This window comes from Ignavibacteriales bacterium (assembly GCA_016214905.1).
GTDB lineage: Bacteria > Bacteroidota > Ignavibacteria > UBA10030 > SZUA-254 > PNNN01.
On record JACRMQ010000007.1, the window covers coordinates 148,389 to 164,905 of the forward strand.

Consider the following 16,517-nt stretch of genomic DNA (forward strand, 5'->3'; position numbering starts at 1 on the left):
CGTTATATTCAAATATTTATTATGATTAACTTTTTATCTGCATCCTGTTCATTGTTTAAGTCACCGAAAGAGATCGGATGAATTGAAATCTTTTTAGTGTGAAATTTATTTTGTGCAACTTGTAATTCTTTTTCAAGATTACCCCCCTTCCAAAGCACAAAAGATCTCGTCTCAATCATTTTCTTCTCCGCTGAATCAGACTCTTTATCGACGTTATTACAATCATTAAATTTTAAAAGAGGCAAAGACCATTCAATCAGATTCTCGGTTGGGGCTACTGCCCGCGCTAAAATATAATCAAATGAGCGTTGATATATATTTTTCTTGGATAATTCTTCAACTCTCTCTGTTACCACTATGACATTTTTTAATTTCAATCTATCAACCATATCGGTTACCGCCATACATTTTTTTCGTATCGAATCCACCAAAACAAATTTTATAGACGGCTCCACAATCGCCAGCGGTATGCCGGGCAGACCACCTCCCGTGCCAATATCAATAGCGTGAGAATTTGATTTAAGTTTAAAGAAAAATAATAATGAAAGCGAATGTAGAATATGCCGAGGCCACACATTCACTTCATCTTTCCTTGAAATTAAATTAATCTTTTGATTCCACTCTATTAATAATTCAACATACTCTTGAAGTTGTATCACCTGATTATCGGAACAACCTTCAATTTTCATTTTGATTAAATCAATAGAGTTTAATAATGAGTTTAAATAATCTGATTTATTTATCATCGTGGAAGTTGTTGTTATTTAATGACATAGCGTGACCGGGTTTCACATGAAACGAATTGGTTATCTTTTTAAGTGCACCAGCAGAACTGCGATATCTGCCGCTGTCACTCCGCTGATCCTTGCTGCTTGACCAATTGATCTGGGCCGCACCTTGCTTAGTTTTTCACATCCTTCTATTGAAAGAGATTTTATTTTATTGTAATTAAAGTCAGAAGGAATTTTCAGTGATTCTTGTTGTTCAAACTTTTCAATCTCATTCAATTGCCTTTTATGGTACCCTTCGTATTTAACTTCAATTTCTACTTGATTAAAAACATCATTCAATATTTTTTCTGAATGAGATTTTGATAGATTTAATATTGTTTCGGATTTATTCAGAGAGTCTAATTTAATGATGTCGATTATTTTAATTTCCGGTCGTTGCAAAATTTGATACAACCTTGTAGGTTGGAAAATTTGTGAAGTTTCTTTTGATTCTAATAATGGATTAATTTCCTTCGGTGTAATATTGGTTTCTCGAATCATTTCTATCAAATTAATAATAGCATTTTCCTTTTTTAAATATTTTTCAAATTGCAGGTGATCAATTAATCCAAATTTAGCACCATATTTCATCAGTCGTGCGTCTGCATTGTCTTGTCGTAGAACCAATCTATATTCTGCTCGAGATGTAAACATGCGATACGGTTCTTCAGCGCCTTTATTTATAAGATCATCGATCAGAACGCCAATATATGCTTCTGACCTTTTTAATATGAATGGATCCTTCCCTTGAATTTGAAGAGCGGCATTAATACCCGCAATGATCCCTTGAGCGGCGGCTTCTTCGTAGCCGGAGGTTCCATTTATTTGCCCCGCGAAATATAGTCCTCCAATTAATTTAGTTTCTAATGTTAACGACAGTTGATGTGGGAGAAAATAATCGTATTCAACAGCATATCCAGGTCTTATCATTTCAACGTTATTAAGTCCAGGGATTGTTCGTAAACCTTTAAGTTGAATTTCTTTTGACAGGCTTGTAGAAAATCCATTTACATAAACTATTTCACTATTATAACCTTCTTGTTCAAAAAATATCTGATGCCTTTCTTTTTCTTTAAACCTTACAATTTTATCTTCGATTGATGGACAATACCTCGGTCCGACGCCTTTGATCCTACCTGTAAAAAGTGGAGATGAATCGAATCCCTTCTCAAGTTCCTCATGCGTTTTTGAATTTGTATATGATACATACATTGGAATTTGTTTATTGACAATTTTATCAATCGAAAAAGAAAATGGTTGGGGATTCTCCTCCGAGTGTTGAATTATTGTCTCATCCAGGTCTATGCTTGAGAACCTAATTCTGGGTGGGGTTCCCGTTTTAAATCTTCCGCTAATAAAACCTGTTTTTTCAAGTGATTCTGTCAATCCTAACACTGGTTGCTCATTAAATCGTCCTCCGCTGCTTGTTTCTTTTCCTGTGTATAGAATTCCCCTCAGAAAGGTACCAGTTGATAGTATTAAAGCCTGACAATAAAATTCTGAATTAGTTAATGTAATGATTTTTGATACAAATTGTTTTCTAAATTGAGTATTTTCTCTGATTATCACATCGATTACGGTATCAGAAATTATAGTTAGGTTATTGAGCGATTTTAATCTATTAATCGCACATTCAGAATACCACAATCTATCATTTTGCGATCGTGGAGACCATACTGCGGGACCTTTCGATTTATTTAGCATGCGAAAATGAATTCCGGTATCATCTGCTAATTTTCCAATTTCGCCACCCAACGCATCAACCTCTCGAACTAATTGCCCTTTTGAAATACCACCGATCGCTGGATTACAGGACATTCTTCCAATAGAATTAATGTCTGTGGTTAATAATAAAGTTTTACATCCCATTCTAGAAGACGCTGATGCGGCCTCTATTCCAGCGTGGCCACCTCCAACCACAATTACATCAAATTTTCTATCTTTATTAATTCGGTTTTTACGTTCCACGTGAAACCTTCGTCATTTACCTATGCAAAAATTTGAGAATATATTACTGATGATCTCATCTGATGTTATTTCTCCAGTAATTTCAGATAATATGTTTATTCCTCTTCGTAATTCTGCGGTTAAATATTCATTACTGATTTTTTGGTTTAATTGATCTGAAACAGATTTTATAATCAGGCAGGCATCACTCAGACACCTGTGTTGGCGTCTATTTGTTATTATTACTGTGTCATTTACGTCAATTTTCTTTCCCGAAAACAATTTTTCAATAATAGCTCTTTTTAATAATTGGATATTTTCACCTGTTAAAGCAGAAATGTTGATGTATGATTTATCTTTATTTTCAGGGCAATCTTCAAGTCTATTATTTACAAGATCAATCTTATTTCTCACCTTGATAATTTTTTTCTTACTTATTAGGTAGTCAATAATATCTTTTTCCTGTTCATCTATTCTTTTTAAATCATCAGTCACAGAAATAATAATATCGGCGGTTTGGATTTCCTCTTTTGTTTTTTTAAAGCTTTCTAACTCAATAAAATCGTCGGAATCACGCAACCCGGCAGTATCAACAATTTTAAAAAGTATACCATCAATTACAATACTTTCTTCTATTTTATCTCTCGTGGTTCCTGGAATATTTGTAACAATTGCTCTATTTTCCCCTAATAAAGTATTGAAAATACTTGATTTACCAACATTTGGCGATCCCACCAATACAATCTTTGCGCCTTCTTTGTAAATTCTTCCAGTTTCATATGATCCTATTAGTTCGACCAGCGTGGTTATAATTATTTGAAGTTTTAGAGTCAATTCATCGCGAGAGACAAACTCAATATCTTCATCAGAAAAATCGAGCTCAAGTTCTAGTAGCCCACAAAAATGAATTAATTGTTCTCTTAGATAGGAAATTTTTGAAGATAACTTTCCTTGTAATTGACTTAAGGAGATATTTCGCGATAATTCAGATTGAGAATGAATAATATCTGCAACTGCTTCTGCCTGTGCGAGGTCAATTTTTCCATTCGCGAATGCGCGGAAAGTGAATTCACCGGGCTCGGCGGCACGAACGCCGGACTGAATTAATTCTTCTAAAATCTTTTGAGAAATGTACATTCCTCCGTGACAACTGATTTCCACAACATTTTCACCAGTATACGAATTAGGCTGTAGAAAAATTGTTGTTATTACTTGATCAATTGGCTCCGAACGTTGTGATTCAAAAATTCCAAAATGGGCTGTATGAGATGTTGCATCGCAAAGGTTTTGTTTTCCACGAAAGCATTTATCGGCAATACTAATTGCATCTTTACCGCTAATTCGAATAACCGAAATTCCTCCTTCGCCAATTGGGGTTGCTATTGCTGCTATGGTATCATTTCTAAGGTACATACTTTTCTTTTTTAATTTAGAAAACTTCAACCTTAAAAACAATAACTAAACAAATGCCTCATGCCATTAATTCCATAAAATAAAAAACCCCGCTTGTTATGAGCGGGGTTTAATTATTATTATTTGAGTCTATTATTTTTTTTGCTTCATTGGCAAATCTTTCGCTAATCGACTTATCCAACCTGTAGATTTTTTGGGCTCGACTTTTCTCAGTGGTTCATTTTTATGTTTTTTATTAACCCACGCCTGCTGTCCGATTGATAATAAATTAAAAACAAAATAATACAAATTTAATCCGGCTGGGAAGCTGTTGAACATTAACGTCAATAAGATCGGCATCATCCATACCATCATTTTTTGTCTAGGATCTTTTACAGACATTTTTTGCTGCACGAACATTGTAATTCCCATTAGAAGAGCGAGTCCGCTTATTTCATTTATATTAAAAATTGGAATTCTAAATGGTAGTCTCATAATCATATCGGGTATCGACAAATCAGAAATCCACAAAACAAAAGATGCTTGCCGCAATTCAATAGCAGAGCTAAACACCGCCCATAGAGCATATAAAATTGGCAACTGTAATAGCATTGGCAAACATCCACCAGCAGGATTAACACCATACTCTTTATATAATCTCATCACTTGCTGATTCATTTTTTGCGGATCGTCTTTATATTTTTCACGGATTTCTTCCATCATCGGTTGTAACGATTGCATTTTCTGCATCGATTTCATGCTGGTTTTTGTAAGAGGGTGGAGCACAACTTTGACAATCAATGAAAATATTATAAGAATTATTCCGAAGTTCGGTATAAACATTTTTAAAAACTTAAACAGAGGAATTATTGCATATTCCGAAATTGGCCGTATCAACCATACTGCTCCCAAACTCATAATTCGATCTAATTCTATATTGTATTTTTTAACTACCTCGAAGTTTAGCGGACCGGCAAATATTGTGTATCGATCCTCCTCGAATGCATTTCCACCAAAAGGCATTTCCATTGCCATGAAATATTTTTCTGCTGCTCCTTCGTCTGGAAGATGTGTTCTTGTTCCCTCTAGATATGCACGTTTACTTTCTTTCATTCTTGGAATTACTGCCACTGCAAAATATTTGTTACGCATTGCTATCCAGTTGACTCTTCCGGAAATATTACTGTCTTTAACTGTCTCGTTAAAATTGGTTGCGTCTATCTCAGAAAGTTCACCCCCAGCAAGAGCATAGGCCTGTGCAAAATTCGATTCATCAACACTATTATGCTCGGCATTTCTAATGCCTGTTTCCCATACAACCTGATATGCATAATTGGCGATTATCGATTCCATTCCCTGGAATTTGTATGAAATATCTACCGAATATCGGTTCCCGTAAAATATTAATGTTTTAATGATCTTGCTGCTCGGCGTTACATTAAGCTGCATTTCAAGTTTAAGAGAGTCTTCGTCTGTTATTTTAAAATTATTTGTGTTGTTTTTTGGTTCAAACTGAAGATATTTTGTGCTGATTATTTTACCGTCACTCGTTGAAAATAGCAAGTGAAAATCACCCGTATTGTTCTGAGTCAGTAAATCTATGGGATGCCGGTCCCACGTTAAATAATCTTTTAATGTCCACGAAGTAACCGTTCCGCCAACAGAGGAAAGCTCTAATTTGTAACAATCTGTTTCAACAATGATTTTCTTTTTTTCTTTTTTTATAAGGTGTGAAAAATATTTTCCAAGAGTGTCTTCAACAGAAATTGAAGTTTGAACGGTTCCGGGCTTGCTTGTTGTATTTGGCTCTAAGGGTTCTTTTGTCTTTTGATGGTTTAAATTTCCGGTAGTATCTTTATCTTGAACTTGTGTCTGCGGCGGCGGTGCCGTCATCCACAACCACACCATCAACACAATGCCTATTAAGACAAAACCTATGACTGTATTTTTATCCATGTTGAAACTCCGTTACACTTAAATTTTATTCAGACCCCTTTGTGGGGAGAATTTAATATTTTGACTTGGGATAAATCCAATTTGTTTTAATCAATTTCACCTTGCGCTTATTTACATTTTTGATCATGGTACCGGATCGTACCCGCCTGGATGGAAAGGGTGACAGCGAAAAATTCTCTTTATCGCCATCCACATTCCTTTTAATGAACCATACTTTGTTACAGCGTCATGTGCATATGAAGAACAAGTTGGATAAAACCGGCATGTGTTGGGTGGAATAATGGGAGATACCAACACCCTGTAAATGCTTATAAAAAATAGTACCATTTAATTATTGGAAATGAGATTGACCTATTTTATTTAGTATAAATATAACATCATCCCGCAGATGACAATATGAAGGTTTTGACGAAACCTGTGATTCGCCCGGATAAAAAAACAAAATAGCCGCTATCTGGTTTTGCTCTTTCGACACATTATCTATAAGTGCTCTGTTTAATCTTAATGTTTCACGAACGATGCGCTTGATTCTGTTTCGATCTATGGCTCTTTTTATATTTCGAGAAACTTTAATGCCAAATGATGAATTTATTTTTTGATTATTTTCATTCAGTAAGAGAACAAAAGATCGAATAATATTTCCATTTATCTTTTTACCGTTCCTGAAAATTAAATCAAAATTCTTTTTACCCCGAATGATTTTATCTCGTGGAAGTTTGTATCCCACAAATATCACTTTAATTAAGCTTCATCGCTAACGGTAAGTTTTTTTCTGCCAACCGATCTCCTGCGCTTCAATACTTTTTGACCATTCTTGGATTTCATTCTTTCGCGGAAACCATGTTTATTTTTTCGTTTCCTGTTGCTTGGTTGAAATGTTCTTTTCATGTTATCCTCATTAAATAAACGATTTGCCAATGAAAAAAAGAGGATTGTTGTAACAATCCTCTAAATTTCAAAGATAAAGTTATAAAATTTTCTATTAAATATATCAAAATTGTGTGATTATTACAAACTTATATTACGATTAAAAATATAGACTTGACTCGCTAATCTATTATATGTATTTTCTTAAGGGGATTAAAAACAAATTAATTGTTAATAAAATGTTGATAAATTTCATTGTTATTGAAAAGCTCGATAATTTATCTCATATTTGAATATTTATTGAATCTTTTTTGAACTTTTGTCAATATTTATGTTAATATCATGTTGATAAGACATCCATGACAATCAAATTATAAAACGATTTTATTCATTAACGAGGCAATTAATGCAAAATGCGAATCCAGCTATAAACATATGGGTTCAGGCGCTCTCACTTATTAAAAGTAGGGTGAACACCCAAACTTATAAGTCTTGGTTTGAACCGATAGTACCGGTTGATTTAGACACAAATAAAATTACTCTTCAGGTACCAAGCCAGTTTTTCGTTGATTGGTTAGAAGAGCATTATTATTCTCTGATAAATGAGGTTTTGACACAGATTTCCAACCGGGAATTATTTGTTATCTATGCGATTGTACCAGAAGATCCGGATCTGAATAGACCTCAAGCCGAGGTTATCAATGATACAACTCATGTAAACAATTTATTACATAATCTTAGTAAAAGTCCATCAACATCAGCGCAATCATCTGTCAAACAATTTGTCAATCCATCCTTAAATACGCGATATACTTTCGACAAATATATTAAAGGTGAGAGTAATCAATTTGCACGTGCGGCTGCGTTAGCCGTTGCGAATAATCCGGGCGGCACATCTTTTAACCCGTTAGTAATTTATGGTGGTGTCGGGCTCGGAAAAACACATCTTGTGCAAGCAATTGGAAATCATGTTTTGCTTTCTGGGAAAAGCTCAAAGGTTTTATACGTTTCTAGCGAAAAATTTACCGTTGATTTTGTTGAAGCTATTCAAAAAGATAATATATCATCATTTTCAAATTATTATCGGAATATTGATTTGCTTATCGTCGATGATATTCAATTCTTTGCAGGAAAAGAAAAAACTCAGGACATTTTTTTTCACACATTTAACGCTCTTCATCAACTTGGAAAACAGATTGTATTATCATCGGACAGACCTCCAAAAGATCTTCAGGGTCTTAATGATCGGCTTACTTCCAGGTTTCAATGGGGTTTAACCGCTGATATTCAATCGCCTGATTTAGAAACGCGTATTGCCATTTTGCAAAAGAAAAGTTCCGATACTGGTGTAGAGTTATCGCAAGATGTTGTGGAATTTATTGCAAACAATATTACTTCAAATATCCGTGAGCTTGAAGGTTGTCTTATAAGTTTGCTTGCCCGTGCGTCTTTAGAAAATTGTGCTATAAACCTCGATTTAGCGTACAATGTTGTCCGTACTTTGGTTGGAGAAGTTCGATCTCACATCACGATAGAAGAAATTCAACGTGTGGTTGCAAATCATTTCGGCATTCCCGATGATTTGCTTCGCGCTAAAACACGGAAACAAGAAGTTGTTAATGCGCGACAGATAGCAATGTATTTAGCGAAAGAATTAACAAATTCCTCTTTAAAAACTATAGGTTTGCATTTTGGCGGAAGAGATCACAGCACTGTTATTCATGCATATCAAACTGTTGAAGACAGTACTCATTTGGACAATAAACAAAAATCGGTAGTTCAGCATTTACGAAATACAATTGAACATGGGATTCGTAGATAAGTATGTTAATAAGATATTCTTTTTTATTGAATTATCTTTTTTCTATGTTAATAACTATAAATGTTTTTTTACTTTTCTAATTTTATTTATAAGAATTATCTTTTCATCAATCAGAACACAAATTACCAACAATCATCTTTAATTCTAATCAATTTATTTTTCATATTTTTCTGGTTATAAACATATCCACAGTATTATTATTATATATCTTTTTATTTTTCCTTATAACTTATTATAATAAAATAGAGTTATGGAGAAATTAATCTTTGATATTCGCTATAATTTTTGTACATTTAAACATGTTATTTTCGATTCACTTCATAATCCTTTAAGGAATTTATTATGAAATTTTCTTGCTCAAGCACAGATCTTCAACGTGTTCTCGGTAATATTGGTGGTGTTATTCCATCTAAATCAACTCTCCCAATCCTTGAAAATTTTTTATTTCAACTTTCAAAAAACCGACTGAGTATAACCGCTACAGATCTTGATATATCTATGACGGTTACATTAAATGTTGATGCTAAAGAGGATGGTGAAATTGCAATTCCAGCGAAACGTCTTTTTGAGACAGTGCGTGCACTTCCGAATATTGAAATAAATTTTCAAGTAAATACAGACACAAATAAAATTATAATGAAAACTCCGAGCGGTGAATATAAACTAACCGGCGAATCAAGTGAAAATTTTCCAAGCATACCTGCATTTCGTGGAAAAGAAGAAATTGAAGTTGAAAGTGATTCTTTCAGACGAATAATTACGAAGACAGTTTTTGCCGTAAGTTCAGACGAACTAAGACCCGCAATGACCGGTATTTTATTGCAGATTAGAAAAAGTGAAATCAGAGTGGCTGCAACGGACGGGCACAGATTAGTTCGTTTAATAAACTCGAATTTTTCGAACGCAGATTTTGAAAGAGAAATAATTGTACCGGTGAAAGCCTTAAACCTTGCATCGAAATCAGCGAATAGTCAGAAGAGTACAATTTCATTAAACGAAAATCATATAATGTTTTCATTCGGAGATACAGTGTTGGTATCAAGATTAATCGAAGAAAAATATCCGAGCTACGAAAGCGTTATTCCACTTGAAAACGACAAGCTTCTTGTTGTAGATAAAAATCAACTTTTGTCATCAATCAGGAGAATTTCTCTCTACGCAAGTTCCACAACGCATCAAATTCGTCTTTCTTTAAAACGTAATAACGTTTCAATATCGGCTGAAGATATTGATGTTGGAAGTGAGGCTATCGAATCATTAACATGTGATTATGGCTCCGACTCAATGGAAATTGGATTTAATTCAGGTTATTTAATCGATATTTTATCACACATTGACACTGACGAAGCGATATTTAAAATGAGTTCACCAACCAGGGCTAGCATTATTCAACCGTTTACGCAAAAAGATGGAGAAAATCTTCTCATGCTTGTCATGCCAGTTCGGCTGAATGCATGAAGTCAATATCTGAATGTATTTAAAAAACATACGAGTCCATAACTTCCGGAACCATACCGAATCAATTTTTGATTTCGGGCAACGGGCTAATATACTTGTCGGTGAAAACGGCCAGGGAAAAACAAATATCCTCGAAGCTATTTCATACCTTTGCCTTACAAAAAGTTTTTATTCGCACGGCGATAGTCATGTGGTAAAAATTGGAAACGGCATTTTCGAAGTTGAAGGTGTTTTCAATACCGAACGCACTGGTGACCAGCGAATTAGAGTTGCTTATTCGGATGAGCAGAAAGAAAAAATATTTACCATCAACAAAAATCATGTTGAACCGCTTTCTTCCGTTATTGGAAAATTCCCGGTTGTTATTTGTTCACCAGAGCACGCACCAATTACCAGCCAGGGTCCAGTTGAGAGAAGAAGGTTTATTGATCTGGTGATATCGCAATCGAGCAATATCTATTTTCAACACCTGATGGAATACAGAAAAATTTTGAGGAATAGGAATAAAGTTTTAGCCGACGCAAGATCTCAGAGAACAGACCCCACTGAAATTTTAGAACCCTGGAATGAGCAACTGATAAATGCCGGTGCATATATTGTGATGCGCAGGCAAAAATTTGTCGATGAATTTGAACGCTATCTGAGTTCCTCATATCAGCAGCTTGTAAACAACGGTGAGTTGCCTTTCATTGCATACGAACCATCATTGCCGATTGACAAATCTGTTAATCAGGAAGAAGTGAAAAATGTTTTTTCTTTAGAACTCTCAAGAAAGAAAGAGAGAGAAATTCAAATCGGAACAACCGTGGTCGGGCCACATAGAGACGAACTTCTTTTTAATATTAACGGACTTGATTTGCGCCGGTATGCTTCGCAGGGACAACACAAAACATTTTTAGTTGCATTGAAAATTGCCGAGTTTTTTTATTTACGGGAACAATGTAATGAAACCCCGATTCTCTTATTGGATGATATTTTCAGTGAGCTTGATAACATGAGGGCCGCCAAACTATTGGATTTTGTAGGAACCATTAGTCAAACGTTTATTACATCGACGAATAAAGATTTATTTGAAAAAAATGCAACGGATGCCGAAAACAGGAAGATGTTTACAATAAATAACGGAGCGGTAATGGAAGAACAAAAATATGTCGCGTAGTTGAAAATGGCTCGGCACATTGGAACAGCGATTGAATCGGTATTAAAACAACTCGGTATCGGAGAACGTCTTAGGCAATACGAAATTTTGGAAGCATGGTCTTCAATAGTTGGAGAACAAATTTCGAAAGTTGCTAAAGCAGAGCATATACGTGAGGGAAAATTATTTGTACATGTTACACACGCTACATGGCGAAATGAATTGGTTTATCTGAAAAAAGATATCATAGATAAAATAAACAAAGCGATGAATCAAAAAATTGTTAAAGATATTATTTTTCATTAACGAGAGATTATGGCAAAAGGCAACGATAAAAAAGAGAAACAATTGGCAATTCCGCTCGACGGACCGGACGATTCTAAGAAGAAAAAACAGAAATCAAGCGGAGAATACACTGCGAACGATATAACCGTTCTAAAAGGTCTCGATCCGGTAAGGCAACGACCCGCGATGTATATCGGAGATGTTTCCGCGCGAGGATTACATCATCTTGTTTACGAGGTAGTTGATAACTCGATAGACGAAGCATTGGCGGGTTTTGCGCATTACATCTCGGTTAGCATAAATAAAAACGGATCAGTAACAATAACCGATGATGGTCGCGGAATACCTACGGGAATTCATCCTGAAGAAAAACGATCTGCGTTGGAGGTTGTAATGACTGTTCTGCATGCAGGCGGTAAGTTCGATAAAAACACATACAAAGTTTCGGGCGGGTTACATGGTGTTGGCGTTTCGGTTGTTAACGCGCTTTCGGAATATTTAGAGGTCGAAGTCTCGCGCGATGGAAAATTATGGTATCAGAAATATGTAAGGGGGAAACCGCAGGCAGATGTTAAAACAGTCGGGAAATCGGATCCGAAAAAAACCGGAACAAAAGTTACATTTTTACCAGATAATCAGATTTTTAAAAACAGGATTTATAAATTTGAAACTCTTGCCGAAAGATTGCGTGAGCTTGCTTTCCTTAATCCCGATGTTGAGCTTCGCATAGTTGATTTGCGTGACGGACAAGAACAAGAGGAAAAATTTCACTTCAAGGGCGGTCTGATTGAGTTTGTGAAATATATCGATGCAACAAGACCGTCAATTATGAGAAAACCCGTATACGCAAAGGGAGAAGCCAAAGACGAAAATAATCGGCTTGTAGAAGCCGAAGTTGCATTTCAATATAATGATCAGTTCAACGAGAATGTTTTCACATACGTGAACAACATTAACACGCTTGAAGGGGGCACACATCTTGTCGGATTTAGAAGCGCTCTCACGCGATCTCTTAACTCTTACGCATCAAAAAATAATCTTGTAAAAGAGAACAGCGTACAACTTACTGGAGATGATTTCAAAGAAGGGCTCACCGCTGTTTTGAGTGTTAAAGTTCAGGAGCCGCAATTCGAAGGACAGACTAAAACAAAACTCGGCAACAGCGAAATAAAAGGAATCGTCGAAGGTATTGTTGGAGATCAAGTCGCCATCTGGCTGGATGAAAATCCGGGCGACGCGAAAAGAATTATAGATAAATGTTTGCGCGCGGCAGAAGCGCGGGAAGCGGCTCGAAAAGCTCGAGAACTTGCGCGCCGCAAAAGCGCCCTTGAAAGTTCGAGTCTTCCCGGAAAATTAGCCGATTGTTCGATCAACGATCCCGAGCATTGTGAACTTTACATCGTAGAGGGCGACTCGGCGGGTGGTAGCGCAAAACAGGGGAGAGACCGTCGTTTCCAGGCAATTCTTCCAATAAAAGGAAAAATTTTAAACGTTGAAAAAGCACGTCTCCATAAAATTTTGGAGAACGAAGAAATCAGAAATATATTCACAGCTATCGGAACGGGCGTTGGAGAAGATTTCGATCCGGCAAAAATACGTTACGGAAAAATTATCATCATGTGCGATGCAGACATTGACGGTTCACACATTCGCACATTATTGTTGACTCTGTTTTTCAGATATATGAAAGAAATAATAGAACTCGGTCATATTTACATCGCGCAACCACCGCTGTTCAAACTGAAAAAAGGTAAACAAGAATTTTACGCTTATGATGAGGAAGAACGGATAGAAGTTATCAAGCGATTAAAAACCGAGAAACGTACTGTGAAAGAAAGTACGAATGAAGTAACAACAGATAATGAAGGTGTAACAATTACCGCCGATGGTGTAACGATATCTCGCTTTAAAGGATTGGGAGAAATGAATCCCGAACAACTCTGGGGAACAACCATGAATCCGGAAACACGAACCGTATTGCAGGTTAGCATTGAAAATGCAGCTGACGCAGACAGAACATTTTCCATTTTAATGGGGGATGAGGTTGAACCGCGCAGGGCGTTCATAGAAAAGAACGCGAAATACGTACGGAATCTGGATGTATAAAAAATTTATCAGTAACATGAAATATAATGGAGCTTAAATGGCTGGCATAAACGAAAAAATAATTCCGGTTGATATTGAAGAAGAAATGAAAGGTTCGTATATCGATTACGCCATGAGCGTAATCGTTTCTCGCGCACTCCCCGATGTTCGCGATGGCTTGAAGCCGGTACATCGCCGGGTGCTTTTCGGCATGCACGAACTTGGACTTGCCAGCAACCGTGCCTATAAAAAAAGCGCCCGCGTAGTTGGAGAAGTTTTAGGAAAATACCATCCTCATGGCGACAGCGCCGTGTACGATACGATGGTTCGCATGGCACAAGATTTTTCACTCCGATACCCGCTTGTGGATGGTCAGGGAAATTTTGGTTCGGTAGACGGCGATTCACCCGCGGCGATGCGTTACACAGAAGTGCGGCTCGCGCGTGCGGCAGAAGAAATGCTGCGTGATCTGGAAAAAAATACGGTTGATTTGAGTCCAAACTTCGACGACACCTTAAAAGAACCGACAGTTCTTCCGGCGCAAATCCCCAATCTCTTGGTAAACGGAACATCGGGTATAGCAGTTGGGATGACTACAAATATTCCTCCGCATAATCTTACAGAAATCATAGATGGATGTGTTTCAATTATCGACACACCAACACTTCCGGAAGAAAAATTATTGAAGATAATTAAAGCGCCCGACTTCCCAACCGGCGGTATCATATACGGTTACGACGGTGTTAAGGAAGCATACCGCACAGGAAGAGGAAAAATACTTGTAAGGGCTAAGGCGACCATAGAAACAGGACGTGCAGACAGACAAGCAATTGTAGTTACTGAAATTCCTTATCAGGTAAACAAAGCATCGCTTATCGAGAAAATAGCAGATCTGGTTCGCGATAAAAAGATAGAAGATATTGCCGATATCAGAGACGAATCTGATCGCGACGGACTTCGTATTGTAATCGAATTAAAGCGAGACGCGAACGCGCCTGTTGTGCTCAACAATTTGTACAAGCATACACAAATGCAAACGACATTCGGCGTGATCATGCTCGCGCTGGTAGAGGGCAAACCACAGATACTTACGCTGAGACAAACCATCGATCATTTTATTAAGCATAGAAACGATGTTATTGTACGTCGCGCTAAGTTCGAACTCGACGAAGCCGAGCGCCGCGCTCATATTCTTGAAGGATATATAATCGCTCTCGATAATATCGATGAAATAATCAAACTGATAAAGAAATCAAAAGATATACCTTCCGCGCAGGAAGGATTAATGAAACGTTTCAAGCTTTCCGAGATTCAGGCAAAAGCGATTCTTGATATGCGCCTGCAAAGATTAACCGGTTTAGAGCGGAAAAAAGTTGAAGACGAATACAAAGAAACAATAAAATTGATCGAAAAATTAAGATCAATTTTATCGAGCAAGAAACTGCAACTGCAAATCATCAAAGAAGAGTTGCTTGAAATAAAGAAAAAATTCGGAGACGAAAGACGGACAGAAGTAATTTATAAAGCCGAAGAATTCAGCATCGAAGATATGATTGCCGAAGAAGATGTGGTAATCACAATTAGTCATGCCGGCTTCATAAAACGACTTCCGGTTTCGGGTTACAGGCGTCAGGCACGCGGAGGGAAAGGGGTTACCGGCGCGACAACGAAGGAAGATGATTTCATTGAACATATGTTTATTGCTTCAACGCACGACTATATCATGTTCTTTACGGACCGAGGAAGATGCTACTGGCTCAAAGTGCACGAAATTCCCGAAGCCGGAAGAATGGCACGCGGGAAATCGATCGTCAACCTGATTGAAAAGCAAAACGATGAAAACGTCGCATCGTATGTGCCGGTAAAAGGATTCGACGAAGATCATTTCATAGCGATGATAACAGAAAAGGGTTTGGTAAAGAAAACTTCGCTGTTTGAATTCAGCAACGTTCGACGAAACGGCATCGCCGCGATAACGCTTCAAAAAGGGGATAGCGTTATTGATGTGAAACTGACCGACGGCAAGCAAGATATTGTAATCGGAACTTATAACGGTATGGCGATAAGGTTCAACGAACAGGAAGCGCGTGCCGTTGGAAGAATCTCGATGGGTGTTCGTGGTATCAAGTTGAACAAAAACGATAAAGTGATTGGCAGTGTTGTTGTAAAACGGCAAAGTACATCGATACTTGTTGTTGCAGAAAACGGATACGGAAAACGGAGCGAGCTCGACGAGTACCGGGTGAGCCACCGCGGCGGTAAAGGTGTTATTACAATCCGCGTGACAGAAAAAACAGGTCGCATGGTTGCGATCAAAGAAGTATTAGAGAACGACGACATAGTTGTTGTAACATCGCAGGGTGTTGTAATTCGCCAGCCCGCAGAAACAATTCGTGTTGCCGGTAGAAACACACAGGGCGTTCGGCTAATACGGCTCGACGAAGGAGATAAAATAGCCGACACCGCCGTTGTGCCTGCGGAGGAGGAAAAGGTAGAAGACGTTTCGGAAGAAAAACCGGAAGAAACAAAGACAAAATCTGAAAAGCAAACAAAAAAAGAAAAAAGCAAAAAGAAATAAAAACCTCCGGTACCTTCTTAAGTAATTCAAAGTGAGATTCCAGGGGTTTTATAAGTAGACATCAATCTCCCCATCAATTGAGGGGGAGATCATAGAGGGGGTCAAATATTATGGCTAAAAAAATGTCTGACATTTTCATCAGACCTGCTAAATAAAATGTCGGATATTTGCAACTGCTCGTTCCCGAAGTCTGCTTTGGAAATGTGATAGACGCAATGA

13 protein-coding genes are annotated in these 16,517 nt (G+C 37.1%); 6 read left to right on the forward strand and 7 right to left on the reverse strand.

Features of this window, described 5'->3' with window-relative positions; genetic code table 11:
• Positions 1 to 8 precede the first annotated feature (8 nt).
• From rsmG to rpmH, 7 genes are all read right to left on the reverse strand, one after another.
• The gene (gene rsmG, locus HZB59_07875) at positions 9 to 689 is read right to left on the reverse strand and encodes a 16S rRNA (guanine(527)-N(7))-methyltransferase RsmG (protein ID MBI5021336.1); all 681 of its coding nucleotides are present in this window, start codon (positions 687 to 689) and stop codon (positions 9 to 11) included.
• Positions 690 to 806: 117 nt separating this feature from the next.
• The gene (mnmG, locus tag HZB59_07880) at positions 807 to 2,720 is read right to left on the reverse strand and encodes a tRNA uridine-5-carboxymethylaminomethyl(34) synthesis enzyme MnmG (protein MBI5021337.1); all 1,914 of its coding nucleotides are present in this window, start codon (positions 2,718 to 2,720) and stop codon (positions 807 to 809) included.
• Positions 2,721 to 2,750: 30 nt separating this feature from the next.
• Positions 2,751 to 4,130 carry a tRNA uridine-5-carboxymethylaminomethyl(34) synthesis GTPase MnmE gene (gene mnmE / locus HZB59_07885; protein ID MBI5021338.1) on the reverse strand — a complete coding sequence of 460 codons (1,380 nt, stop codon included), beginning with the start codon at positions 4,128 to 4,130 and terminating at the stop codon, positions 2,751 to 2,753.
• A 132-nt stretch (positions 4,131 to 4,262) separates the two neighbouring features.
• A complete protein-coding gene (gene yidC / locus HZB59_07890; GenBank protein MBI5021339.1) occupies positions 4,263 to 6,065 on the reverse strand; it encodes a membrane protein insertase YidC in 1,803 nt (600 codons plus the stop codon).
• Between the two features lie 123 nt (positions 6,066 to 6,188).
• A complete protein-coding gene (yidD, locus tag HZB59_07895) occupies positions 6,189 to 6,392 on the reverse strand; it encodes a membrane protein insertion efficiency factor YidD (GenBank protein MBI5021340.1) in 204 nt (67 codons plus the stop codon).
• Between the two features lie 4 nt (positions 6,393 to 6,396).
• Complete coding sequence (rnpA, locus tag HZB59_07900) at positions 6,397 to 6,792, reverse strand: ribonuclease P protein component (protein ID MBI5021341.1); 396 nt, start codon at positions 6,790 to 6,792, stop codon at positions 6,397 to 6,399.
• A gap of 14 nt (positions 6,793 to 6,806) precedes the next feature.
• On the reverse strand, positions 6,807 to 6,953 hold the full coding sequence (gene rpmH / locus HZB59_07905) for a 50S ribosomal protein L34 (GenBank protein ID MBI5021342.1): 147 nt from the start codon (positions 6,951 to 6,953) through the stop codon (positions 6,807 to 6,809).
• Between the two features lie 385 nt (positions 6,954 to 7,338).
• On the opposite strand from rpmH, the gene dnaA reads away from it, so the two are divergent.
• The 6 genes from dnaA (at position 7,339) to gyrA (ending at position 16,298) form a co-directional block, all read left to right on the forward strand.
• Complete coding sequence (gene dnaA / locus HZB59_07910) at positions 7,339 to 8,754, forward strand: chromosomal replication initiator protein DnaA (GenBank protein MBI5021343.1); 1,416 nt, start codon at positions 7,339 to 7,341, stop codon at positions 8,752 to 8,754.
• Positions 8,755 to 9,096: 342 nt separating this feature from the next.
• Entirely contained in the window at positions 9,097 to 10,212 is a 1,116-nt protein-coding gene (gene dnaN, locus HZB59_07915) for a DNA polymerase III subunit beta (protein ID MBI5021344.1), read from the forward strand.
• 13 nt (positions 10,213 to 10,225) lie between these two features.
• Positions 10,226 to 11,371 carry a DNA replication/repair protein RecF gene (gene recF, locus HZB59_07920; protein MBI5021345.1) on the forward strand — a complete coding sequence of 382 codons (1,146 nt, stop codon included), beginning with the start codon at positions 10,226 to 10,228 and terminating at the stop codon, positions 11,369 to 11,371.
• 6 nt (positions 11,372 to 11,377) lie between these two features.
• A complete protein-coding gene (locus HZB59_07925) occupies positions 11,378 to 11,656 on the forward strand; it encodes a DUF721 domain-containing protein (protein MBI5021346.1) in 279 nt (92 codons plus the stop codon).
• A 9-nt stretch (positions 11,657 to 11,665) separates the two neighbouring features.
• The gene (gene gyrB / locus HZB59_07930) at positions 11,666 to 13,741 is read left to right on the forward strand and encodes a DNA topoisomerase (ATP-hydrolyzing) subunit B (protein MBI5021347.1); all 2,076 of its coding nucleotides are present in this window, start codon (positions 11,666 to 11,668) and stop codon (positions 13,739 to 13,741) included.
• A 37-nt stretch (positions 13,742 to 13,778) separates the two neighbouring features.
• Positions 13,779 to 16,298, forward strand: coding sequence for a DNA gyrase subunit A (gyrA, locus tag HZB59_07935; protein MBI5021348.1), 2,520 nt, complete (start codon positions 13,779 to 13,781; stop codon positions 16,296 to 16,298).
• The last annotated feature ends 219 nt before the right edge of the window (positions 16,299 to 16,517 follow it).

Excerpts from the sequence above, each read along its gene's own strand:
- recF (MBI5021345.1), top strand. The coding sequence starts at position 10,226 with ATGTATTTAAAAAACATACGAGTCCATAACTTCCGGAACCATACCGAA.
- yidC (MBI5021339.1), bottom strand. The coding sequence starts at position 6,065 with ATGGATAAAAATACAGTCATAGGTTTTGTCTTAATAGGCATTGTGTTG.
- gyrA (MBI5021348.1), top strand. The coding sequence starts at position 13,779 with ATGGCTGGCATAAACGAAAAAATAATTCCGGTTGATATTGAAGAAGAA.
- gyrB (MBI5021347.1), top strand. The coding sequence starts at position 11,666 with ATGGCAAAAGGCAACGATAAAAAAGAGAAACAATTGGCAATTCCGCTC.
- rpmH (MBI5021342.1), bottom strand. The coding sequence starts at position 6,953 with ATGAAAAGAACATTTCAACCAAGCAACAGGAAACGAAAAAATAAACAT.
- mnmE (MBI5021338.1), bottom strand. The coding sequence starts at position 4,130 with ATGTACCTTAGAAATGATACCATAGCAGCAATAGCAACCCCAATTGGC.
- yidD (MBI5021340.1), bottom strand. The coding sequence starts at position 6,392 with ATGGTACTATTTTTTATAAGCATTTACAGGGTGTTGGTATCTCCCATT.
- dnaA (MBI5021343.1), top strand. The coding sequence starts at position 7,339 with ATGCAAAATGCGAATCCAGCTATAAACATATGGGTTCAGGCGCTCTCA.
- dnaN (MBI5021344.1), top strand. The coding sequence starts at position 9,097 with ATGAAATTTTCTTGCTCAAGCACAGATCTTCAACGTGTTCTCGGTAAT.
- rsmG (MBI5021336.1), bottom strand. The coding sequence starts at position 689 with ATGAAAATTGAAGGTTGTTCCGATAATCAGGTGATACAACTTCAAGAG.
- HZB59_07925 (MBI5021346.1), top strand. The coding sequence starts at position 11,378 with ATGGCTCGGCACATTGGAACAGCGATTGAATCGGTATTAAAACAACTC.